Genomic DNA, 22,819 nt, shown 5'->3' on the forward strand with positions numbered 1-22,819 from the left:
GGTCAGGCCCTGGTGACGGTCACCTTGAGGTGCTTCATGATCGGCTGGTCGCTCTGGGTGCTGTGGTCGCCGATCGCGCACAGCACGTTCAGCTCCGGCATGTAGCCGGCCGCGCAGCCGCGCGGGATGTCGTACGGGACGGCCAGGTAGCCGTGCACCGAGCGGGTGGAGCCGTCCCGGGCGGTGCTGGTGATGTCCACCGGGTCGAACTCGGCGATGCCGCGCTCGCGCATGTCGTCCGGGTTGAGGAAGACCAGGGTGCGCAGGTTCTTCACGCCCCGGTAGCGGTCGTTGTCCGAGTAGATGGTGGTGTTCCACTGGTCGTGCGAGCGCATCGTGCCGAGCGCCAGGGTGCCCGGCGCGGGGACGACGTCGGGCAGCGCGGCGGCGGAGAACTCGGCCTTGCCGGAGGGGGTGAGGAAGACCAGCTCGCGGGCGGGCTGCTTGATCCGGAAGCCCAGCGGCAGCCGCACCCGGCGGTTGAAGTCCTCGAAGCCGTCCAGCACTTCGGCCATGGTGTCGCGGATCCGGTCGTAGTCCTCGATGTACCACTCCCACGGGGTGGGGCTGTCCGGCAGGGCCGCGCGGGCCATCCCGGCGACGATCGCGGGCTCGGAGAGCAGGTGCGGCGAGGCCGGGCGCTTCATGCCGACCGACAGGTGCACCATGCTCATCGAGTCCTCGACCGAGGTGGACTGCACCCCGGCGCGCTGGTGGTCCTTCTCGGTCCGCCCCAGGCACGGCAGGATCAGCGCCCGGCGGCCGTGCACCAGGTGGCTGCGGTTCAGCTTGGTGCTCACCTGGACGGTCAACTCGCAGGCGCGCAGGGCCTGGTACGTGTAGGGGGAGTCCGGGGCGGCGAGCGCGAAGTTGCCGCCCATGCCGACGAAGACGGTCACCTCGCCGCGCCGCATCGCCTCGATCGTCCCGACCGTGTCCAGGCCGTGGGCGCGCGGCGGGTCGATCCGGCAGACCGCGCCGAGCCGGTCCAGGAAGGCGTCGGACGGCCGGTGGTCGATCCCGCAGGTGCGGTTGCCCTGGACGTTGCTGTGCCCGCGCACCGGCGAGGGCCCGGCCCCCTCCCGGCCCAGGTTGCCGCGCAGCAGCAGCAGGTTGACGATCTCCCGCACGGTGTCCACCCCGTGCTCGTGCTGGGTGACGCCCAGGCACCAGCTGAAGATCGAGCGGTCCGCCTCGCGGTAGACCCGCGCCGCCTTGAGGATCTCCGCCCGGGCCAGCCCGCTCTGGCGCTCCAGCTCCGCCCAGGGCGTCTCCTCGCAGACGCGCCGGTAGTCCGCGAACCCGCTGGTGTGCCGCTCGATGAACAGCCGGTCCAACGCCCCGTCGTCGGCCGCCGACTGCTCCAGGAGCGCCTTCGCCATGCCGCGCAGCAGCGCCATGTCGCCGCCGATCCGCGGCTGGAGGTTGAGCGTGCTGGTGCGGGTCGCCCGGTTCAGCGCCATGTCGGTGAAGTCGTGCGGGATGATCGTCCGGGTCGCCGCCGCCTCGACCAGCGGGTTGACGTGCACGATCTGCGCGCCGCGCTTGAAGGCCTCGGCGAGCGAGGTGAGCATCCGGGGCGCGTTGGAGGCCGCGTTGACGCCCAGGATGAACAGCGCGTCGGTGACCTCCCAGTCCTTGAGGTCGACCGTCCCCTTTCCGGTGCCCAGTGCCGCCTGGAGGGCCCGTCCGCTGGCCTCGTGGCACATGTTGGAGCAGTCGGGGAGGTTGTTGGTGCCCAGCTCGCGGGCCATCAGCTGGTACAGGAAGGTCGCCTCGTTGCCGAGCCGGCCGGAGGTGTAGAACGCCGCCCGGTTCGGGTCGTCCAGCCCTCGCAGGGTGCGGCCGACCAGGGCGAACGCGTCCTTCCAGCCGATCGGCACGTAGTGGTCGGTGTTCGGGTCGTAGACCATCGGCTCGGTGAGCCGGCCCTGGTCCTCCAGGGCGAAGTCGCTCCACTCGGACAGCTCGGTCACCGAGTGCGCGGCGAAGAACTCCCGGCCGACTTGCTTGCGGGTCATCTCCCAGGTGACGTGCTTGATGCCGTTCTCGCAGATGTCCAGGTGCAGGCCCTTGGTGTCGTCCGGCCAGGCGCAGCCCGGGCAGTCGAAGCCGGTGTTCTCGTGGTTCATCCGCATGACCGCGCGCGGGCCGTCCAGGTACGCCCCCTCGCGGGCCAGGAAGCGGGTGACGCTCTTCGCCGCGCCCCAGCCGGCGGCGGGGTGGTGGTACGGCGCGTAGCGGGGCGGCGCGGCGGGGGCGGGGCCGACCTCCTCCGGCTCGGGGCGGGCGCCGTCGACGGCATCGTCGGAGGTGGTCACGGTGGTCGCCTTCCGTCGCGCGGGTGGGGGCCTCACGGGCCCGGCTCGACGCTACGCCGGGCCGTCGGCCCCCGCGCGTCGAACCGCTACGGGTCCGGCAGGGCGCCCAGCACCCCGGCCAGGTCCGTCCGCCGGGCCACCTCCAGCAGGGCGCGGGCCATCACCGACCCCGGCTCCCGGTCCGCGGTCACCAGCCCGATCGGCGTGCTGTGCACCGGCTCCACCAGCGGGACGGCCCGCATCCCGGGCGGCACCCCGAACACGTGCAGCCAGGCGTACGGCACCACGCTCGCCCAGTGGCCGGTGCGCACGTGCGCGAACAGCGAACCCACCGAGTCGGTCTCCACCCGGGGTGCCGGTGCCAGTCCGAGGCCCGCGAACACCCCGTCCAGCACCCGGCGGCCCTGCATGCCCGGGTGCAGCAGGCACAGCGGCAGCCGGGAGGCCTCCGTCCAGGTGGCGTGCGGCTGCCCGGCGAGACCGTCGGCGGGGCCGGTCAGCAGGACGTACCGCTCCTCGTAGAGCGGGAGGCTGCGCACGCCCTCGGCGCCCTGCTCCGGGAGGTAGCCGAGGCCCGCGTCGATCTCGAAGTTCCGTACCCGGCGCAGGAGTTCGTCGGCGGGCAGGTCGGTGGTCAGCTCCACGGCGGCCAGCGGGTGGGCGGTGCAGAACGGGCCGGTGAGCAGCGGGACGGCGCCCGAGGCGGTCGGCACCGAGCCGATCCGCAGCCGTCCGCTCAGCCCGGTGCGCAGCGCGTCCACCTCGTCCCGCAGGGCGTCCCGGTCGGCCAGGATGCGCTGCGCCCACCGTACGATCCGCTCGCCCTCGGGGGTCAGGCCCTGGTACGCCCGGCCGCGCCGCACCAGCAGCACCCCCAGTTCGTCCTCCAGCTTGCGCAGCGCCTCGGACAGCGCCGGCTGGGAGACCTGGCAGGCCTGGGCGGCGCGGGCGAAGTGCCGCTCGCGGGCGAGGGCGACCAGGTACTCGAGCTGGCGGAACAGCATCTACTCCGCCTCGGCGGCGGTCCCGGCCTCGGCCTCGGTTTCGTCGGCGGTTTCGGTTTCGTCGGGGAGCCCGGTCGGGTCGGTCAGGTCGGCCGGGTCGGTCAGGTCGATCCGGTCGGTGCGGGTGTAGACGTTCATCGAGTCGCCGCGCAGGAAGCCGACCAGGGTCAGCCCGCTCTCCTCGGCCAGGTCCACCGCCAGCGAGGACGGCGCGGAGACGGCGGCGAGCGCCGGGATGCCGGCCATCACCGCCTTCTGCACCAGCTCGAAGGAGGCCCGGCCGCTGACCATCAGCACCGTGCCCCGGGCCGGCAGCAGGCCCTCGCGCAGCGCGTGGCCGACCACCTTGTCCACCGCGTTGTGCCGCCCCACGTCCTCGCGCAGGCAGAGCAGCCGGCCCTGCGCGTCGAACAGTCCGGCCGCGTGCAGGCCGCCGGTGCTGTCGAAGACCTTCTGGGCGGCGCGCAGCCGGTCGGGCAGCGCGGTCAGCAGTGCGGGGGTGATCCGCAGCCCGTCCGCCGCGACGCTCCACGGCGCGGTGGTGCGCACCGCGTCCAGGCTGGCCTTGCCGCACAGGCCGCAGGAGGAGGTGGTGTAGAAGTTGCGCTCCAGCGAGGCGTCCGGGGCCGGCACACCGGCCGCGAGCGCCACGTCCACCACGTTGTAGGTGTTGCCGCCGTCGGCGGTGGCCCCGGCGCAGTAGCGGATCCCGGCCAGGTGGTCGGCGGCGTGCAGCACGCCCTCGCTGACCAGGAAGCCGGCCGCGAGGTCGAAGTCGCTGCCGGGGGTGCGCATGGTCACCGTCAGCGGACGGCCGCCGACCCGGATCTCCATCGGCTCCTCGGCGGCCAGGGTGTCGGGGCGGTGCGAGGGCACGCCCTTGCGCAGCCGCAGGACCCTGCGGGGTACGGTCACTCGGCCCATGGTCGTCGGCTCCTCGGGTGGGTCGCGGGTCGGCCTCGCGGTCGGTCAGGTCTGTACGGATGAATCCTCGCGCGTTTCCGGGCCGGGCGGGCTGCCGGGGTCGGGCAGGTGGCGGCGGCTGTGGACGCCGGTGACCGCCAGGCAGAGCAGGCCCACCCCGGCCATGCCGACCAGCAGCGCCGGGTAGGAGGCGCGCCCGGCCGTACCGGCCAGCAGCAGCGGGGTGAGGAAGCCGCTGGAGGTGGTGCTCTGGTAGAGCGCGGCGGAGGTCGGTCCGGCGGGGCCGCGCCCGGCGTCGGCGCTCGGGGCGGTGAGCCGCTCCACCTCGTGCAGGCCCGCGCCGAGGGTGAGCCCGTACCCGGTGCCGAGCACGACCGCGGCGGCCAGTACCAGTCCCACCGAGTCGCGGTCGGCGGCCAGCGCGCCGAGCAGTAGTCCGGCGATCACCGTCGCCATCGCGGTGAGGGTGGCCCGGGCGCTGCCCGCGTCGTCCAGCCGGGCCGCGAAGGGCTGGGCGAGCACCCCCATGGCGAGCGTCAGGGCCGCCACCAGACCGCTGAACAGCGGTGCGTAGCCCGGCAGATGGTGGGCGACCAGCGGCGGCAGCACCACGTAGCCGACGGTCGCGGCGCCCAGCACGGCGGGGCTGGCGGGCAGCACGACGTAGCGGAACCGGGGGTGCCGCACCGCCGCGCGGTGGTGTTCCGAGGGCCGGGCCGGGCGGCGCACCGCGGCCGTGTCCGGGAGCCGGCCGGTGGCCCGCAGGACCAGCAGACAGGCCGCGGCATGGGCGAGGCAGGGCACGGCCGTCGGATCGGGCAGCCACTCCGAGAGGACGCCGGAGGCCAGCGCACCGGCCGAGAAGCCGATCCCGGTGGCGTACATCGCGCGGCGCGCGGAGGCCACCGGGGACGTCCCGGGGCCGGAGAGCTCCCGTAGCCAGGTCGTCCCGGCCAGGAACACCAGCCCGGCCGCGAAGCCGGTCGCCAGCCGGGCGACGTACCCGGTGGGCTCGTCCGCCAGGGCCAACAGCGCGCTGGCGGCCGCCGACAGGGCGAGCCCGGCCCGCACCGTGCGCCGGCGCCCGTACCGGTCCGCGGCCGGGCCGCCCAGCAGCAGCCCGGGCACCAGCCCGACCAGGTACACCGAGAACATCGCGGCCAGCGACACCGGCGACCAGTCGGTGTGCACCCGGTAGACGCTCGCCAGCGCGGTGAACTGGTTCGCGCCCCAGGCGGCGACCGCCACGGCGGCCGCGGCCGGTGTCCAGCGGGCGGTGCGCACGTGCGGGGTCTCCTCGGACGGGTTCGCTCGGACGGGGAATCCGGCGGCGGCGGGCCGCCCGTCCAGTGTCCTGTCCGGCATCGTCGCAGGTCAAAGAGGTGGTGCCAGTCGTCCGATCGGCGCGGCCGATCGAACGGGACGGGCCCTGAGCCCCGGCTAGCCGCCGTCCCCCACCGCCAGCACGACCGCGCTCGCCGCACCGCCGGGTGTCTCGTAGCTCACCGTCTCCCCGGCGTGACGGCCCAGCAGCGCCTTGCCGAGCGGGCTGTCGTACGTCACCAGGGTCAGCTCGCGTTCCTCGGCCAGCTCGGAGATCTCGACGGTCTCCTCCTCGCCGTCCGAGAACCGCACGGTGACCGTCGAGCCCACCCCGATCACGTCCGTGGACGGCGGCCCGGCCGCCTCGGCCTCCCGCAGCCGCCCCTCCAGCTCGGCGATCCGCCGGTCCAGCCGCGTCACGTCCGAAGCCCGCTGCAACTCGTCCGCCGCGTCGGCGCGGTCCCCCACCGGATCCTCCCCGCGCAGGGTCGCCGCCACCTCCCCCCGCTCCGCCCGCAGCTGCGCCAACTCCTCCTGCACGGCACGCAGCCCCTCGGCACTGATCGGTTCCGGCCCACCGCTCATCGCACGCTCCCGGGTCTCTGAGGGAACACCCAAACACCGGTCGCCTCTCATTACCCCACCCCGCCGAACCCCCGGCAAATCCTCGGCCGGGCCGTGCGTCAGCGGGCGAGCGGCTCGGCCAGGGCGAGCGGCTCGGCCAGGGCCACCTGTTCGGCCAGTGCGACCGGTCCGGTCGGGACGACCGGTTCGAGGAAGCGGCTGGGGGCGCCGTGCCAGGAGACGGAGAGGGCCTCGCGGGCGCGGGTGCAGGCCACGAACAGCAGGTTCAGCTCCCCGTTGAGGTCCTCCCGGTGCTGCTGCGGGTCGGTGTCCTCCGGGGTGAGCGCGTTGCCGTTGGGCACCATGGCGTCGCCGACGCCCACCACGGCGACGCAGCGGAACTCCAGCCCCTTCATCCGGTGCATGGTGCCGATCCGCACGCCGGGGGCCGGCGCGCTGCCGAGCAGGTGGGCCGGGATGCCGGCCTGCTCCAGTGCCCGGGCCGTGTCGCGGCCGAGCTGGGCGGTGCGGGTGGCGACGCCGATGTCCTCCGGGCCGACCCCCGAGGCGGTCCACGCCTCGATCCGGGCGACCAGGGCCCGGAGTTCCGCGGCCTGGTCGGCGTGGCCGTGCGCCTCGGGCTGCGCGCCGTGCAGGGTCGAGTGGTAGCCGACCAGCGACTCCTCGCCGCCGTCCAGGTCGTCCGGCCGCTCGCCGGTGAGCAGCGAGGCGGCCCAGCTCAGGATCTCGTGCGTGGTGCGGTAGTTGACGCGCAGCCGGGAGGACCGGCCGACGACCTGGATGCCGAGCGAGCGCAGCGAGACCTTGTTGCCGTAGATCCGCTGGTGGGGGTCGCCGGCGAGGAACAGGTCGTCCGGTCCGGGGGCGGCGAGCGCGCGCAGGAAGCGCCACTGCGCGGGGTGCAGGTCCTGCGCCTCGTCGACCACCACGTGCCGGAACGGGCGTTCGCCCCGTTCGTCGAGGGCCCGGGCGGCGTGCGCGCAGACCTGGAGGAAGGTCCGCTCCCCGCTCTGCCGCAGCTCCTCCTCGAACGCGGCCACCGTGCGCCACAGTTGGGCCCGTTGCAGCGGGCCGAGCGCGGTGCCCCGGCCGGTCCGCGGGGCCTTGAGGTACTGCTCCGGGCTCTCGATCGCCTGGGCCAGGACGACCTGGCGCCACTCCTGGTCCAGGAAGACGTCGGTGAAGTCGACCCCGAGCCGCTGCCCGACCCGGCGCCAACGGGCCAGCACCGCACGCTGGTTGAACAGGATCTTCAACGGGGCGCCGCCGAGCGAGCGGCGCAGCACCTCGTTCGCCAGGGCGTCGACGGTGACCACCCGGACCTTGGCCCGGATCCGCGCGTCGGTGATCAACAGGCCCAGGCAGCGCTCCAGTTCGGCGGCCAGGTCCTTGGTGTAGGTGGTGAGCAGCACCGATCCGTCGGGGGCGTCGGCGGGCAGCCGGCGGGCCAGGTGGTAGGCCCGATGCAGGGCGACCACGGTCTTGCCCGTCCCGGGGCCGCCGGTGACCCGGGCCGGGCCCTGGTACGAACCCCGGTAGGCGATCCGGTACTGGGCCGGGTGCAGGAAGATCCGCCAGGCGTCGAAGGGGCGCTCCAGGATCTCCTGGAGCTCCTCGGGCCCGGACACCAGGGCGACCCGGCCGCGGGCGTGGGCCATCGCCGACACCAGTTCGTCGCCGGGCCGCCCGGTGCCCACCGGGTCCGCCGCCCGCGCGTACGCCTGGACGATCTCGCGGTCGATCTCGGCCGGTTCCATCCCGCTGGCCAGCCCGACCAGCACGTCGAACTGCTGCTCCGGCAGGACCCGGTGGAGCGCCTCCAGGTGCGCCTCGTCGGGCAGCAGCCGGATGATCGGCAGGATCTCCTCCTCGATGCCCAGGCTGCGCAGGACCTTGTCGGAGCGGTCGGCGAACAGCCGCTGGGGCTCGTCCGAGGCCCGGGCCCGCAGCGAGGCGGAGGCGCGCTCCAGGGCGACGTCGTTGCGGATCTCGACGCCCTGGGTGGCGGCGTTCACCGAGGCGCGGTGCTTGAGCGCCCAGTCGTTGGCCTTGTCGTGGGGGAGCACCTTGAGCAGCAGGTAGCCGTCGCCCCGGTCGGCCTTGAGGACGACCCCGCGCCAGAAGTCGGTGATCCGGATCGTCCGGATCCGCGGGTCCCGCTGGTGGGTGAGCTTCTCCAGGTGCGCGCCGGCGTGGGTGGCCCCGGTGAACTTCTCGAAGGTCTCGAAGACCCGTCGCTGCACCGACCGCTCCAGCGCCGCGAACTCCATCAGGAAGTCCCGGTGCATCCCCAACGTCGCCACCCGGGCCCCCTCGCGCCTCGTCCGGATCTTCGGTGCGCCCACTCTACTGGGGCACTTGGGGGTGGCGGTGATCACCTTCGGGGGCGGGGCGGTGGGGGAAAGCGCAGGTGGGAGAGGTGGGCTGGAGGGGCCGGGGAGGGACCGGCGGTCGGGCCGGAAGCGGGCGAAGCTACCATGTGGGCAACACCCTCAGCTCGAAAGATGGACTTGTGACTGTCAACGACGACGTGTTCACGGACTGGAAGAACCGCGAGGAGATCGCGGAGTCGATGATCCCGATCATCGGGCGACTGCACCGGGAGAAGGACGTCACCGTCCTGCTCCACAGCCGTTCCCTGGTGAACAAGTCGGTGGTCAGCATCCTCAAGACGCACCGCTTCGCCCGGCAGATAGCCGGCGAGGAGCTCTCGGTCACCGAGACGATGCCGTTCCTGGACGCGCTGACCACCCTGGACCTCGGCCCCTCGCAGATCGACCTGGCGATGCTCGCCTCGGCCTACCGGGCGGACGACCGGGGCCTGTCGGTGGCGGAGTTCACCGCTCAGGCCGTCGCCGGTGCCACCGGTGCGAACAAGCTGGAGCGCCGGTCCGCGCAGGACGTCGTGCTGTACGGGTTCGGCCGCATCGGCCGGCTGGTCGCGCGGCTGCTGATCGAGAAGGCCTCGGGCAACGGCCTGCGGCTCAAGGCCATCGTCGTGCGCAACGGCGGCGGCGACGACCTGGTCAAGCGCGCCTCGCTGCTGCGCCGGGACTCGATCCACGGCCAGTTCCAGGGCACGATCACCGTCGACGAGGTCAACAACAAGATCGTCGTCAACGGCAACGAGATCACGGTGATCTACTCCAACGACCCGAGCGAGGTCGACTACACGGAGTACGGGATCAAGGACGCGATCCTGATCGACAACACCGGTCGCTGGCGTGACCGCGAGGGCCTGTCCAAGCACCTGCGCCCCGGCATCGCCAAGGTCGTGCTGACCGCCCCGGGCAAGGGCGACGTGCCGAACATCGTGCACGGCGTCAACCACGACATGATCAAGCCGGACGAGCAGATCATCTCCTGCGCCTCCTGCACCACCAACGCGATCGTCCCGCCGCTCAAGGCGATGGAGGACGAGTACGGCGTCGTGCGCGGCCACGTCGAGACGGTCCACTCGTTCACCAACGACCAGAACCTGCTGGACAACTACCACAAGGCCGACCGTCGCGGCCGCTCGGCGCCGCTGAACATGGTGATCACCGAGACCGGTGCCGCCTCGGCCGTCGCCAAGGCGCTGCCGGACCTCAAGGCGAAGATCACCGGCAGCTCGATCCGGGTGCCCGTCCCGGACGTGTCCATCGCGATCCTGAACCTCCAGCTCAAGCGGGAGACCACCCGCGAGGAGGTCCTGGACCACCTGCGCGAGATCTCGCTGACCTCGCCGCTCAAGCGGCAGATCGACTTCACCGACTCGCCCGACGCGGTGTCCAGCGACTTCATCGGGTCGCGCCACGCCTCGATCGTGGACGCCGGTGCGACCAAGGTCGACGGCGACAACGCGATCCTCTACCTGTGGTACGACAACGAGTTCGGCTACTCGTGCCAGGTCGTCCGGGTCGTGCAGTACATCTCGGGTGTCGAGTACCCGACCTTCCCGGTGTCGGCGGGCTGATCCGTCGGGCGGGACCTCGCGGCGGGGCGGTGACCTTCGGGTCGCCGCCCCGTCGGCGTCGGGGCCCCGGTGCGGGGAGGGGCGGGTCAGGCGCCGGCCAGGCCCGCGTCCGGGACCTTGCCCGACTGCGCCTGCTCGATGCGGTTGACCAGCATCACGGCGAACCGCCGGGCGGCGGGCAGGTCCACCGGCCCGCCCTCGGTGGTCACGCTCGCCACCACGGTGCCCGAGCGCACCACGACGCTCACCCCGTCACCGTCCGCCAGCGGCCCGACGAAGGCCTGGCTCTCGCTGCCCACCGCCGGAGCCTCGACCTTCTTGAACGGCCCGACCGGGTAGGAGGCGAACGTCTCCTTCGCCCGGCTCTTCGCGGCGTCCCGACTGGGCAGGGTCTCCACCAGGAAGCGGGTCACCAGGTCTCCCGAGGAGAACCGGACCGACGCACTGAGCGGCTTGCCGCTGCACGGCGCCGAGGCCGTGCAGGTCACGGCGTGGTCGGCGGTGTCGACCTTGCGCTTCTCCTCCTGCCACCCGGCCATCGCCTTGGCGTCCGGCAGCACCTGCCCGACCAGCTTGTCGTCCAGCAGCGGAGCCTCCAGGTCCGCGCTGGGCGCCGCCGCCGGCGGTGCCGTCACCCCGCCGCCCGCCCCGGCCGCGGGCGCCGAAGTCCCGGCGGACCCACCGGGCGAGGGAGCCCCGGCCGTCGTCGCGGTGCCACCCGTCGCCGTACCACCGGGAGCCGACGCCGCACCACTCGGGACGGCACCGCTCGCCACCGCCGAACCGGGCGCCGCCGCAGCCCCCTTGCCCGCCTCCGACCCCCCGGACGAACACCCCGCCAGCACGCCGGCCAACAGTCCGGCCGCCACCACGGCGGTGACCCGCCGACCACCCATCCCCATGCGCCCACTCCCTTACGGCTGTCCGTGACCCCTCAAGATAGCGACCGCCCTGCACACGAACCGCCCCGCCCCGGGCATCACCGGCCCGCCTCGGGGCTTACGGGCAGGGCCCGGGTCGCACGGGCAGGCCCCGGGTGTCACGGGCCCGCCCCGGGCCTCACGGGCAGGCGGGCAGTTCGTGGAGGCCGAGGGCGAGCAGGGTGTCCAGGGCGCAGTGGGGCACCAGCCAGCCCGGGAGCGGGCCGGTCGGACCGGTCGCGGCGGCGCAGGCGACGGTGAGGGCGGCCTCGGCGGCGAGCAGGCCGTCGGCGAGGACGAAGGCGATGCCGTCCACCGCGTCCGGCCCGACCAGGATCCGGGCGTGCTCGATCCGGGCCCCGGCGGGCAGGCCGCGGGCCAGCCCGTCCCGGACGGCCTCGGGGGAGGGCGGGTGCGGGACCGGGCGGTCGGGGCGGTCGGGGGCGCGGAGGTGGAAGCGAATGGCGTGCACGTGACCCAGCCTGACGGATCGTCGACGCGGGCGGCACCGAGCCCGCTGTCAGAAAACTGTCAGGCAGCAATATGTCACCCGTTCCCGGGCTCCGCCGCCCCCGGCCCCGGGCCGCGCTGGGCTGGGCAAACGGATGTCGGTCGGCCGTGATATGTACTCACCTGGGGCGGTCACTGTGCGGCCGTGCGATAGATGCCGATGATGTTCGAGGGGGCCACACACATGCCGCTGTTCCGACGCCGCTCGGGCGGGGAGGGCGAGCCCGGCGCGCAGGACCGGGCCGGTCGCCGCGGGTTCGGGCTCGGGCTGGGCAGGCGGGCCGCCGAGGCGCCGGCGGCCGACCGGGGGCCCGCGCCTCGGCTCGACCCGGCGTACGGCGACGAGTCCGTACGGCTGCTGCTCGGGCAGGCCGCCGCCGGGGACTGGACGGCGCTGCGCCCCGCGCTGGCCGCCGCGACCGGCGCCGAGCTGACCTTCCTGGTCGGCGCGGTCTCCGACGTCCCCGGGGTCGAGCAGTGGACGGCCCGCGCGGTGGCGGACGCCCCGGGCGACGCGCTGCCGCTGCTGCTCTCCGGCGCCCGGCACGTCACCTGGGCCTGGGAGGCGCGCAGCCGCGCCCGGGCCAAGCACGTCAGCGAGGAGCAGTGGAAGCTGTTCCACCAGCGGCTGGACGTCGCCGAGGAGCAGCTGCTGGAGGTCGCCGAGCGGGAGCCCGGCTGGCTCGCCCCCTGGTACTTCCTGCAGATCAGCGCGCGCGGCGCCTCGCTCGGCGAGGAGGTCGCCACCGCCCGCTTCGAGGCCGCGGTGCGCCGGGTGCCCGGGCATCCGGGCTCGCACCGCCAGCGCCTGCAGCAGCTGTGCGCCAAGTGGGGCGGCTCGCACGAGGCCATGCACGAGTTCGCCCGCTCCGCCATGCTGGCCGCCCCCGAGGGCAGCCCGCTGGGCGAGCTGGTGGCGCTCGCCCACCTGGAGCGCTGGCTGGACCTCCCGGACGGCGAGGACCACGCCCACCTGTCCAGCCCCGCCGTGGTGGCCGAGTTGCAGGAGGCCGCGTTCCGCTCCGTCCTGCACCCGGACTTCGTCCCGGAGCGCGGCTGGCAGTCGAGCTTCAACACCTTCGCGATGGCCTTCTCGCTCGCCGACCAGCGCAAGACGGCTCGGCTGCTGTTCGACGCGCTGGACGGCCTGGTCACCGAGTCGCCCTGGCACTACCTGGCCGGAGACCCGGTCACGGCCTTCCGCGCCCACCGGGACCGCTGCGCCGGGTACTGACCCGCGCCGCCGCCCCCGTACGTCACCCGCACGTCACCCCCGTACGTCACCCGCACGTCACCCCTTCCGCATTCCGCGACCGAAAGAGCCTCCGGTGTCCCCAACCGACAACCCGACGAGTGCGCACACCTTCCAGGTGGACCTGCGCGGCCTGGTGGACCTGCTCTCCCACCACCTCTACTCCAGCCCGCGGGTCTACCTGCGCGAGCTGCTGCAGAACGCGGTGGACGCGATCTCCGCCCGCCGCGCCCTCGACCCCGGGGCGCCGGCCGCCATCACCGTCCGGGCCGACGACGAGCTATCCGTCACCGACACCGGCATCGGCCTGACCGAGCAGGACGTCCACACCTTCCTCGCCACCATCGGCCGCAGCTCCAAGCGCGACGCCGACGGCGGGCTGGACGGCGACGGCCTGGCCAGGGCCCGCGGCGACTTCATCGGCCAGTTCGGCATCGGCCTGCTGGCCTGCTTCGTGGTCGCCGACGAGATCACCGTGGTCACCCGGCACGCGGGCAGCCCGGACGCGCCGGTGATCGAGTGGCGCGGCCTGTCGGACGGCAGCTACACCATCCGCACCCTGCCCGCCTCGGCCAAGCCCGAGCCGGGCACCACCGTCACCCTCGCCCCGCGCGCCGACGCCGCCGAGTGGACCCGCCCCGCCCGGGTGCTCACCCTGGCCCGGGACTTCGGCAGCCTGCTGCGCCACGACGTCACCGTGATCGACGCGGGCGGCACCGAGCACCCGGTCAACCGCACCCCGCCGTGGGCCGAGCGGCACGGCTCCCCGCTGGCCCGGCGCGACGCGCTCGCCGAGTACTGCCGGAGCACCTTCGACTTCGTCCCGCTCGACACCATCGAGCTGGACCTCCCGCTGGTCGGCCTGCGCGGCGTCGCGTACGTGCTGCCCGACGCCGCCCCGCCCTCGCGCCGCCACGGCCACCGGGTGCACCTCAAGGGCATGCTGCTCTCCGACCAGGCCGACGAACTGCTGCCGGACTGGGCTTTCTTCGTCCGCTGCGTGGTGGACACCGACGGGCTGCGCCCGACCGCCTCACGCGAGGGCCTGTACGCCGACGAGACGTTGGCCGCCGTCCGCGACGCGCTCGGCGCCCGGATCCGCGACTGGCTCACCGGCCTGTCCGCGAGCGACCCGGCGCTGCTGCACCGCTTCCTCTCCGTGCACCACCTGGCCGTCAAGGAACTCGCCCGCTACGACGACGAGTTGCTGCGGATGATGCTGCCCTGGCTGCCGTTCGAGACCACCGACGGCAATGTCACCCTGGACGAGTTCGCCCGCAGCCACCCGGTGGTGCTGGTGACCCGTACGGTCGAGGAGTTCCGCCAGGTCGCCCCGGTCGCCGGTGCGGCCGGGCTCGGCGTGGTCAACGGCGGCTACACCTACGACCGCGACCTGGTGCACCGGCTGCCCGAGATACGCCCGGGCGTCTCGGTCGCCGACCTCGACCCGGGCACCGTCACCGCGCACCTGGACACCGTCGACCCGGCCGCCGAACTGGCCGCCGCCACCTTCCTGGCGATCGCCCGCGAGGTGGTCGGCCGGTTCGACTGCGACGTTGCCCTGCGCAGCTTCCACCCGACCAACGCGCCCGCCCTGCTGCTCGACAACCGGGAGGCCCGGCACGAGCGCACCCGCGCCCAACTCGCCGACGAGGCGGACGGGTTGTGGGCGGACATCCTGGGCTCGCTGCGCGCCGAGGCGCCCCGCGCCCAGCTGGTGCTGAACCACCTCAACCCGCTGGTGCGCCGCGCCGCCGGAGTCACCGACCACGACCTGGCCGTCACCGCCGTCGAGGCGCTGTACGGACAGGCCGTGCTGATGACCCGCCGCCCGCTCAAGGCCAGCGAGTCCGCGCTGCTGAACCGTTCGTTCATCAGCCTGCTCGACCACGCGATGCTCGGCCACGAGGCGGCCGGCCCGGACCACGACGGCCCGAAGGAGGCGTGATGCTGGACACCCCCGCCGCGGTGATGGCCGCGCTGCGCGAGAACGACGCCCGCCCGTACGGCCGCACCCGCACCGTCACGGCCGAGGAACTCGTCGAGGCCGCCGAGCAGTTCGAGGACACCGAGGTCCGCTCGATGGCCCTGCTCGAACTCATGGAGGCCTACGAGTACGACGGCGAGAGCAACAAGAGCCCGGTCGTCTTCGCCCGCATCCTCAAGCTGTGGGACCAGGACCCGGACGGCTTCGGCGACTGGGCCGAGCAGCAGGTGTTCTGGCGCTTCAAGTGGGTGGCCGGCTCGCTGCGGGACAACCCGGACGTTCCGCTGGCCGCCGTCGAGCGCTGGCTCACCGAACTGCGCGACCGCTACCGGGCGGCCGGCCACGGCCTCCAGCCGTACTACGCCCAGCGCTACCACCTGGCCCGGCACACCGGCGTCGGGGTCCAGGACGCCTACGAGCTGTGGACGGCCCGCCCGCGCACCGAGCTGAGCAACTGCCACGCCTGCGAGACCCGCGCCCGCGCCCGGCACTTCCTCGACCTCGGTGAGGACGCCCGCGCCCTGGAGACCCTCGCCCCGGTGCTGAGCGGCCGCAGCAGCTGCGCCGAGGAGCCGTGCCTCAGCCAGTCCGTCGCGCTGCTGCCGCTGCTGCGGCTGGGCCGGCTCGACGAGGCCCGCTCCACCCACCTCACCGGCTACCGGGCCGCCCGCGGCAAGGCCTCCATGCTGGCGGCGGTGGCCCGGCACATCGAGTTCTGCGCGCTGTCCGGCAACGAGCCGCGCGGGCTGGAACTGCTCGCCGAGAACCGCGACCTGTTCGCGGTCACCGGGGAGCCCGGCGCCCGGCTGGACTTCCTGACCGGCGTCGAGGTGCTGATCGCCGCCCTGGCGGCGGCCGGGCACGGCGGGCTCGCGGTCAGCGGCCCGGCCGGCCGCAGCTGGACGGTCGACACCCTGCTCGCCCACCTGCGCACCGAGGCCGACGCCCTGGCCGCCCGCTTCGACGCCCGCAACGGCACCGACACGGTCGGCGCCGCCCGGCGGGCCCGGCTGGCCGTCCGGCCGCTGCTGGCCGAGCCGCTGGCGCTGGGCGTACGGGCCGTCGCCGCACCGGAGTTGACCGGCGCGGCCCCGGCCGCCGCCGCCCCGCTGCGCACCGTCGAGGCCGAGCCGGAGGACTTCGCCGCCCTGGTGCTGCGCGCCCGCGAGCTGGAGCTGCTCGGCCACCCGGACGGCGACCGGCTGTGGAAGCGGGTCGCCGAGCGCGCCGCCGCCCCGGACTTCACCCACCCGGAGCACGCCGAACTCGGCGGCCCGGAGCGGCTGCGCGCCGAACTCGCCGAGCAGCGCGCCCACGAGGCGCTCCAGCGGGACGACCACGCCGAGGGCGCGGCCGGCCTGCTGGCGGCCGCCGAGCTGTTCGAGCAGGCCGGGCTGCCCGGCCCGGCCCTGATGGTCCGCACCCGGACGCTGGTCGTCGAACTCGGCGAGGTCGAGGGCGCGGTGGCCGACTGGCCGGCGCTGGACGCCGCGCTGGCCCGGGCCGAGGAACTGCACGCCGCGGGCGCCATGACGGACGACGACTACCTGATCGTCCTGCAGTCGCTCGCCTACGCCGCCCACCACGACCTGGTCGAGGCGCTGCCCGAGCCGTCCGCCGGGACGGCCGCGCGCTTCGAGGCGGCCGTCGGCGGCTACCGGCGCGCGGCCGTCGAGCTGGGTTCCGCCCGCCGGGCCGCGACCTCCCGGCAGTACGTCGCCGACGCCGCCGCCCGGCAGGGCCGGTCGGCCGAGGCGGCGGCCGAACTGCGCGAGGTGCTGGCCCAGTTGGACGCCGCCGAACTGCCCTGGCACACCCCGCGGGTGCTCGGCCTGCTCGGCCAGGTGCTGCTCCAGGGCGGCGAGCCCGGCCAGGCGGTCGAGGTGTTCCACCGGGCGCTCGCCGAGGCCGTGCGCTGGGGCGACGACGCCTACCCGTACGCGCCGACGTACATGCTGCTCGGCCACGCGAGCCTGGGGGTCGAGGACTTCGGCGGGGCGGTCCGGGCGCTGTCCGAGGCCGCCGCGCGCTTCGACCGGCTGGGCGCCGGGGCGGTCGAGGACGCGGCCCGGGTGCGGCTGCAGCTCGCCGAGGTGCTGCGCGGCACCGGCCGGGACGCCGACGCGGTGGCCGTGCTGGAGTCCGTCCTGGACGCCTCGGCCTCGACCGCCGGCCTGGACGTCCGGATGGTCGCCCAGGCCCGGCTGGACCTCGCCCGGGGCCTGGTCGAGCTGGAGGAGTACCGGGACGCGGCCGAGGAGTACCTGCGGCTGGCCGAACTGGTCGCCGGCTGGGAGGACCAGGAGACCCACACCATGGTCGCCTGCGAGACCGCCCTGACGCTGGCCCGGGCGGGCAGCTGGGAGGCCGCCGAGGCCGCCCTCGGGCGGGCCCGGGGGGCGCACGGGAAGGCCCCGCAGGTCGACCGACTGGCGGCGACGCTGCGGGAGTTGGCCCAACTCACGATGCGCGAGCGGGGCGGCCCCGAGTGGCTGGACGCCGCGCTCGCCCTGCTGGCCGAGGCCGACGCGCTCGGCGAGGCCGCCGAGCGGCACGGGCAGGAGTACACCGCCTGGTACCTGCGCGGCGGTTCGCACTACGCCCGGGCGCGCTGCCTGGCCGTCGCCGACCGCTTCGAGGAGGCGCTGGCCGAGGCCGAGCGGGCCGTCGAGGTCTACGGCGAGCAGGGTGAACCGGCCGGGGCGCCGCAGCCGGAGTCGCTGCGGGCCGAGGCGGTCCGGCTGGCCGCGCTGATCGAGGGCGGCGACCTCGAGCGCCCGAAGGCCGCGGTGAAGCGGCTGACCGCGGCGATCGCCCGCGCCGAGGCGGCCGGCCTGACCGAGGCGCCGCAGGTGCTCGCCGAGCTGCGGGGGCGGATCGCCGGCGACTGAGAGCCGGGGCGTCCCCGGGGCCGTTCCCGGGTACGCGGCGAGGGGCGGGCGTCCACGACGCCCGCCCCTCACAGCTGTTCCGGCGGGGTCAGCAGGGGCCGTCGTCCCCCCAGACGCCCCACTGGCCGCTGGCGCTCGGCACCTCGTTCAGCGTCCACCACTTGGCGTGGTAGTTGTGGCCGTTGTACGAGACCTTGGCGCCCGCGGTGTACGTGGTACTCGGGCTCCACGCCGGGGCGGTGCAGGTGCCCGGGGTGGTCGGGGGCGTGGTCGGCGGGGTGGTCGGGGGCGTGGTGGGCGGGGTGGTGGGCGGGGTCGCCCCGGCGAACTTCACGGTGTACTTGGTGAAGTCCCAGTCGCTCTGCGCCACGCTGGAGCAGGAGCCGGACAGGCCCGGGTCCACCGGCCCGGTGCACTGGCGGTCCCGGTTGACCGACCAGAAGGTGTAGCGGGCCAGGCCGTGCGCGGTGGCGAAGTCCAGCACGCTCTGGAAGTCGGCCTGGCGGAAGTACTCGGCGGCGTCGGTGCGGCCGTTCATCATCGACACGCCCTCGTGGGCGTACGCGGTGGCCTCGCTCCAGCCGAAGGTGGTCTGCAGGATCTGGTTGAACTTCACCAGCGCGTCGGTCTGCGCCGCGGCGCCGTTGAAGCCGCCGTCGAACGGCATGATCGAGTAGTTGTTCGGCGTGAAGCCCTGCGACTTGGCCTCGTTGAGCATCTGGGTGCCGAACCAGCCGGTGCCCGCGTTGGTCCCGGCCGTGGTGATGGAGATGTACAGGCCGGGGTTGTTCTGCTGGAGGATGCGGGCCGCGCCGATCTCGTTGTGGATGGCGGCGGTGTTCTCGTACTCCGGCTCCTCCAGGTCGAAGTCGATCGCCTTGAGGCCGTACTTGGTGATGACCTGCTGGTACCCGGCGGCGGTCGCCTCCGGGGTGCCGCAGACCTGGCCGAGCTTGGTGCCGCCGTACCCGCCGACCGACACCGAGACGTCCCCGCCCTTGCTGCGGACGGTCTGGATGACGGCGGGCATGGTGGTGTCGGAGCCGATCGGGGAGGTGCCGCCCCAGGCGGGCGAACAGCTGTTGCCCTGGGCGAGGACGAAGGCCAGCTGGAAGGCCTTCTGGCCGGTGGCGTCCATCACGGCGGCGGCGTCCGGCGGGCTGTTGTCCTCGGGCATCAGGTACGGCGCCGAGGCGTACCAGTTGCTGCCCAGTCCGGCGGTGGCGGTGGTGCCGGCGGCGCCGGTGGTGGAGGCGGAGGCCGGGCCGGTGCCGGCCAGGGCGGCGAAGCCGCCGGCGACCAGGCCGAGCACGCCGGCCACGGCGAGGGCGGCCCGGGATCTGCGGGTGGTCGGTGCGGTGCGTGGCTGTGGGGGAAGTACGCGTTGCATCGGGGGGCCTTTCCGGGAAACGTGCGTGGGGGAGGGCCCGTGCGCGCCGGAGGTGGGGGTGGCGCGGGCAGGCCGAACTGTCCCGGGGCGTGGGGTGGTTGCCCAGAGCTCCCACTGGTATAGACCTGTCTCGGAGGGCCGGTCAAGGGTCCGGCGGGGCGGGAGTCGGACGGGGTCCGGGTGGGGGCGGAGTGGGGGTGAAGTGGGGGCGGAGCGGGGCGACGGAAGGGGAATCCGCTGCTCCGGATCAAAGCTCGATGATCCTCGAACTTGGTCTAGACAAGTTCTCGAACGGTCGGTTAGCTTTCGGACCACGAGATCTCGTGAGTAAGTGCACAGCCTCTCCAATCCACCTTCCCGAGCGGAGGAAAAAATGGTTCAGGCGATTCTCAACCTGGTCGACCGGGCGGTTTCCGGCGGACGCAAGGCGCAGGCCGCCGACGCGTATTGCCAGTGCCCGGCCGGCACCACCACCAACTGCGTCGGCGAGACGCTCTACGTCCGGGAGTGCTGCTCCTGGAACTGTGCCGCCGCCCCCACCTGCATCACCTACGCGATCGTGGGCGGCTGCTGACCCGACCGGCTCGGCCGACTGATCCGGCCGGCTGACACACGGCCGCCGGTGCCCCCGCCCTGCGTCGGCGGGGGCACCGGCGGAGGGGGAGTCATGACCGCATACCTCTTGCTCGGCTGCCGCGCCGTCATCGCGGTGGTGTTCGCCCGCTCCGCCTGGGCCAAGCTCCGCGCCCGCCGCGACTTCCGGTCCGCGCTGCGCGCGATGGCCGTCCTGCCGCCCCGGCTGACCGGCGCCGCGGCGATCGCAGTGCCGCTGGCCGAGGCCCTCCTCGCCCTGCTGGTCTGGGTGCCCGCACCCGTCGCCGGCTGGGCCTTCGCCGCGACCGGCGGACTGATCACGCTCTTCGCCGCCGTGCTGGTCCGGCTGCTGCGGCAGGGCGCCGACGTCTCCTGCCCCTGCTTCGGGGCCTCCGGCGTACCGGTCAGCCGGGCGCACGTGGCCCGCAACCTGGTGCTGCTCGGCGTCGCCGCGGCGGGCCTCGCCGCGGCCGCCGCCCCCGACCCCGGCGGCGGCCCGGGCGCGGCCGGGGCGGCGGTGGTACTGCTGGCCGCCGGCTTCCTGAGCGCCCTGATCATCGCCACGGACACCCTGATCGAACTCTTCTCGACGGCCCGCTGAGCCGTCGCCCCGAACCGCGGCCGCCGAGCTCTCCGCCCGGCACCGGGGGCCGTACCCCGGTGGAAACGGGCCCTACCTCCCTGAATCCCCCTTAGTCCGGAACGAGGCGCGAAACCGTAATGTCCACGCTTTTCATCGTCCTCATCGGTGGCATTTCCCTGGTCAATCTGATGCTGACCCTGGCGCTCGCCCGGAAAATCAGCAACAACGGTTCGCCGACCTCCTTCGGAAATGTCCGGGTCGGTGTTTCCATGCCCGAGAACCGACTTCCCGACGGCACCCCGGTGCCGGAATTCCGGGCGGTGTCCGAAACGGACGGAGAAGTCACCCGGGCCGACCTCGCCGGGGCGCCGGCGGTGGTCGGCTTCTTCTCCGGCAGCTGCGGTCCCTGTCTGGAGCAGGCGCCCGACTTCGTCAAGGCGGTCACCGACTTCCCCGGCGGCCGCGGGCAGGTGCTGGCCGTGGTCAAGGGCAGCGGCCCGGTGGTCGCCGAACTGCGCACCCTGCTGGAGCCGGTGGCCCGGGTGGTGGTGGAGCCCGCCGGCGCCCTGCCCGGCTCCACCGCCGAGGCGTTCGGGATCGTCCGCTGGCCCAGCTACGTCGACATCGCCGCCGACGGCCGGATCACCAACCACCTCGCCCCGGGCGAACTCGTCCTCCCGACCACCGCGCGATGAGCACCCCCTGGTCCGCCGGCCCCGGCGCCGAGCAGCCCGGGGCCGGCCGGGCCCTGCGCTCGGCCCTGGCCGCCTGCGCGCTGGCCTGGCGCTCCGGCCGGGCGGCGCTGCTGCTCTCGCTGCTCTGCGGGGTGACGGCCGGTCTGCTGCCCGCCGTCGCCGCCCTGCTGGTGAGCCGGCTGTTCGACGAACTCGGCGGTGCCGCACCCGGCTCGACCTCCGGCTCGCCGACCGGCACCTGTGTGCTGCTGATCGTGGTGAGCCTCGGCCTGGCACTCGCCCCCGCGCTCAGCGAGTACACCCGGGCCCGCTCCGGGCGGGCGATCCGGCTGCGGGTGCAGGAGGAACTGTTCCAGGCCGTCAACCGGCTGCCCGGGCTGCGCCCCTTCGAGGACCCGCGGTTCCAGGACCGGCTGCGGCTCGCCCAGCAGGCCGGCGGCGCCGCCCCGGACATCCTGGTCGGCGCGGCCTTCGGCAGCCTCCAGGCGCTGATCACCGTGCTCGGCTTCCTCGGCACCGTCTTCGTCGTCGGCCCGCTGCTCGGCCTGCTCACCCTGCTGCTGACCCTGCCCCTGGTGCGCAGCCAGCTGGCGGCCGGCCGCCGCCGGGCTGCCGTCCTGGGCGAGACCATGGCCCGCAGCCGGCGCCAGTCCTTCTACGGCAGCCTGATCGCCGACGTCGACGCGGTGAAGGAGATCCGGCTCTTCGGCCTCCAGGACTTCCTGCGCGGGCGCGCCCGGCGCGAACTGCTGGCCGTCAACGGCGCGGAGGAGCGGACCGACCGGCAGAACCTCGCCCGCCGGCTGCCCGCCTCGCTGCTCGGCGTCGGGGTCTACGCGCTCGGCCTGCTGTGGGCGGTGCGCGCCGCCCGGCACGGCGAACTCTCGCTCGGCCAGGTCTCGATGTGCCTGGCCGCGGTGGCCGGCATCCAGACCGGCGTCGGCCAGCTCGCCGCCAGCGGCGCCTCCGCCTACCAGGCCGCCCTCACCTTCGACCACTACCGGGCGCTCGGCCAGGCCCCGCCCGACCTCGCCCCGGCCACCGACCCGCGCCCGCCCGCCGCGCTCACCGGCACCGTCGAGTTCCAGGACGTCTGGTTCCGCTACCACCAGGACGCGCCGTGGATCCTGCGGGGCGTCGACCTGACCCTGCGGGCCGGCGCCGTCACCGCCCTGGTCGGCCTCAACGGCGCGGGCAAGAGCACCCTGGTCAAGCTGCTGTGCCGGCTCTACGACCCGGACCGCGGCCGGATCCTCTGGGACGGCGTCGACATCCGCGAGTTCCCGCCCGACGAGTACCGGCAGCGGATCGGCGTCGTCTTCCAGGACTACTGCCGCTACGACCTGACGGCGGGGGAGAACATCGGCCTCGGCCGGCTCGCCCACCTCGACGACCCGGACCGGATCACCGCCGCCGCCCGCGCGGCCGGCATCCACGAGCGGGTGCAGCGCCTCGACGGCGGCTACGGCGCCCTGCTCAGCCGGATCTTCCTGCCGGAGGGCACGGACGCCGGCTGGGGCCGCTCACTGTCCGGCGGGGAGTGGCAACGGCTCGCCGTGGCAAGGGCGTTCATGCGGCGCGACGCCGACCTGATGATCCTGGACGAACCCAGCGCCGGGCTCGACGCCGCCGCCGAACAGGAACTCCACGACAACCTCCGGGAGTTGCGTCGCGGCACCGGCAGCCTGGTGATCTCGCACCGGCTGAGCACGGTGCGCGAGGCCGACCGGATCGTGGTGCTCGGCGCGGGGCGGGTGGTCGAGGAGGGGACGCACCGGGCGCTGATGGCGCGCGGCGGCCCGTACGCGGAACTGTTCACCCTGCAGGCGTCCGGCTACCAGGACGCCGCCGTGCCGGCCCCGTCGGCCGGCTGACCGGAGGAGGC

The 22,819-nt window shown here is 74.3% G+C and carries 17 protein-coding genes; 8 read left to right on the top strand and 9 right to left on the bottom strand.

Going from position 1 to position 22,819, the window contains the following annotated elements; all coding sequences use genetic code 11:
- Window positions 1–2 precede the first annotated feature (2 nt).
- The 6 genes from AB0F71_RS32025 to AB0F71_RS32050 form a co-directional block, all read right to left on the bottom strand.
- Window positions 3–2,321 (bottom strand): FdhF/YdeP family oxidoreductase, encoded by a 2,319-nt coding sequence (locus AB0F71_RS32025; protein ID WP_360241853.1) that lies wholly within the window; start codon window positions 2,319–2,321, stop codon window positions 3–5.
- Window positions 2,322–2,407: 86 nt separating this feature from the next.
- On the bottom strand, window positions 2,408–3,325 hold the full coding sequence (locus AB0F71_RS32030; protein WP_360241856.1) for a LysR family transcriptional regulator: 918 nt from the start codon (window positions 3,323–3,325) through the stop codon (window positions 2,408–2,410).
- Window positions 3,326–4,249 carry a formate dehydrogenase accessory sulfurtransferase FdhD gene (gene fdhD, locus AB0F71_RS32035; protein WP_360241859.1) on the bottom strand — a complete coding sequence of 308 codons (924 nt, stop codon included), beginning with the start codon at window positions 4,247–4,249 and terminating at the stop codon, window positions 3,326–3,328.
- 45 nt (window positions 4,250–4,294) lie between these two features.
- Window positions 4,295–5,614 (bottom strand): MFS transporter, encoded by a 1,320-nt coding sequence (locus tag AB0F71_RS32040; RefSeq protein WP_360241862.1) that lies wholly within the window; start codon window positions 5,612–5,614, stop codon window positions 4,295–4,297.
- 75 nt (window positions 5,615–5,689) lie between these two features.
- Window positions 5,690–6,157 (bottom strand): GreA/GreB family elongation factor, encoded by a 468-nt coding sequence (locus AB0F71_RS32045; RefSeq protein WP_360241865.1) that lies wholly within the window; start codon window positions 6,155–6,157, stop codon window positions 5,690–5,692.
- A 98-nt stretch (window positions 6,158–6,255) separates the two neighbouring features.
- The gene (locus AB0F71_RS32050) at window positions 6,256–8,445 is read right to left on the bottom strand and encodes a UvrD-helicase domain-containing protein (protein ID WP_360241964.1); all 2,190 of its coding nucleotides are present in this window, start codon (window positions 8,443–8,445) and stop codon (window positions 6,256–6,258) included.
- A gap of 224 nt (window positions 8,446–8,669) precedes the next feature.
- On the opposite strand from AB0F71_RS32050, the gene AB0F71_RS32055 reads away from it, so the two are divergent.
- A complete protein-coding gene (locus AB0F71_RS32055) occupies window positions 8,670–10,112 on the top strand; it encodes a glyceraldehyde-3-phosphate dehydrogenase (RefSeq protein ID WP_360241868.1) in 1,443 nt (480 codons plus the stop codon).
- Between the two features lie 86 nt (window positions 10,113–10,198).
- On the opposite strand, the gene AB0F71_RS32060 is transcribed toward AB0F71_RS32055, so the two are convergent.
- Window positions 10,199–10,747 (bottom strand): hypothetical protein, encoded by a 549-nt coding sequence (locus AB0F71_RS32060; protein WP_360241871.1) that lies wholly within the window; start codon window positions 10,745–10,747, stop codon window positions 10,199–10,201.
- 424 nt (window positions 10,748–11,171) lie between these two features.
- On the bottom strand, window positions 11,172–11,504 hold the full coding sequence (locus AB0F71_RS32065; RefSeq protein WP_360241874.1) for a hypothetical protein: 333 nt from the start codon (window positions 11,502–11,504) through the stop codon (window positions 11,172–11,174).
- Window positions 11,505–11,726: 222 nt separating this feature from the next.
- On the opposite strand from AB0F71_RS32065, the gene AB0F71_RS32070 reads away from it, so the two are divergent.
- The 3 genes from AB0F71_RS32070 to AB0F71_RS32080 all read left to right on the top strand — a co-directional run bounded on the left by AB0F71_RS32070 (window position 11,727) and on the right by AB0F71_RS32080 (window position 17,672).
- Window positions 11,727–12,776 (top strand): hypothetical protein, encoded by a 1,050-nt coding sequence (locus AB0F71_RS32070; RefSeq protein WP_360241877.1) that lies wholly within the window; start codon window positions 11,727–11,729, stop codon window positions 12,774–12,776.
- Between the two features lie 94 nt (window positions 12,777–12,870).
- The gene (locus AB0F71_RS32075) at window positions 12,871–14,742 is read left to right on the top strand and encodes an HSP90 family protein (protein ID WP_360241880.1); all 1,872 of its coding nucleotides are present in this window, start codon (window positions 12,871–12,873) and stop codon (window positions 14,740–14,742) included.
- Entirely contained in the window at window positions 14,742–17,672 is a 2,931-nt protein-coding gene (locus tag AB0F71_RS32080; RefSeq protein WP_360241883.1) for a hypothetical protein, read from the top strand. Before AB0F71_RS32075 ends, AB0F71_RS32080 begins: the two co-directional genes overlap by 1 nt.
- Before the next feature lie 88 nt (window positions 17,673–17,760).
- Here the strand turns inward: AB0F71_RS32080 and AB0F71_RS32085 are convergent, their stop codons facing one another.
- Window positions 17,761–19,062: a carbohydrate-binding protein gene (locus AB0F71_RS32085; protein WP_360241886.1), complete on the bottom strand. Its 1,302-nt coding sequence runs from the start codon at window positions 19,060–19,062 to the stop codon at window positions 17,761–17,763.
- A 373-nt stretch (window positions 19,063–19,435) separates the two neighbouring features.
- Between AB0F71_RS32085 and AB0F71_RS32090 the strand changes: the two genes are divergently transcribed.
- The 4 genes from AB0F71_RS32090 to AB0F71_RS32105 all read left to right on the top strand — a co-directional run bounded on the left by AB0F71_RS32090 (window position 19,436) and on the right by AB0F71_RS32105 (window position 22,808).
- Window positions 19,436–19,636: a hypothetical protein gene (locus AB0F71_RS32090; protein WP_360241889.1), complete on the top strand. Its 201-nt coding sequence runs from the start codon at window positions 19,436–19,438 to the stop codon at window positions 19,634–19,636.
- A gap of 93 nt (window positions 19,637–19,729) precedes the next feature.
- Window positions 19,730–20,257: a MauE/DoxX family redox-associated membrane protein gene (locus tag AB0F71_RS32095; RefSeq protein WP_360241892.1), complete on the top strand. Its 528-nt coding sequence runs from the start codon at window positions 19,730–19,732 to the stop codon at window positions 20,255–20,257.
- 119 nt (window positions 20,258–20,376) lie between these two features.
- A complete protein-coding gene (locus tag AB0F71_RS32100) occupies window positions 20,377–20,934 on the top strand; it encodes a TlpA disulfide reductase family protein (RefSeq protein WP_360241895.1) in 558 nt (185 codons plus the stop codon).
- Window positions 20,931–22,808 carry an ABC transporter ATP-binding protein gene (locus AB0F71_RS32105; RefSeq protein ID WP_360241898.1) on the top strand — a complete coding sequence of 626 codons (1,878 nt, stop codon included), beginning with the start codon at window positions 20,931–20,933 and terminating at the stop codon, window positions 22,806–22,808. Before AB0F71_RS32100 ends, AB0F71_RS32105 begins: the two co-directional genes overlap by 4 nt.
- The last annotated feature ends 11 nt before the right edge of the window (window positions 22,809–22,819 follow it).

The sequence above is a fragment of the Kitasatospora sp. NPDC028055 genome (assembly GCF_040637885.1).
Classification (GTDB): domain Bacteria; phylum Actinomycetota; class Actinomycetes; order Streptomycetales; family Streptomycetaceae; genus Kitasatospora.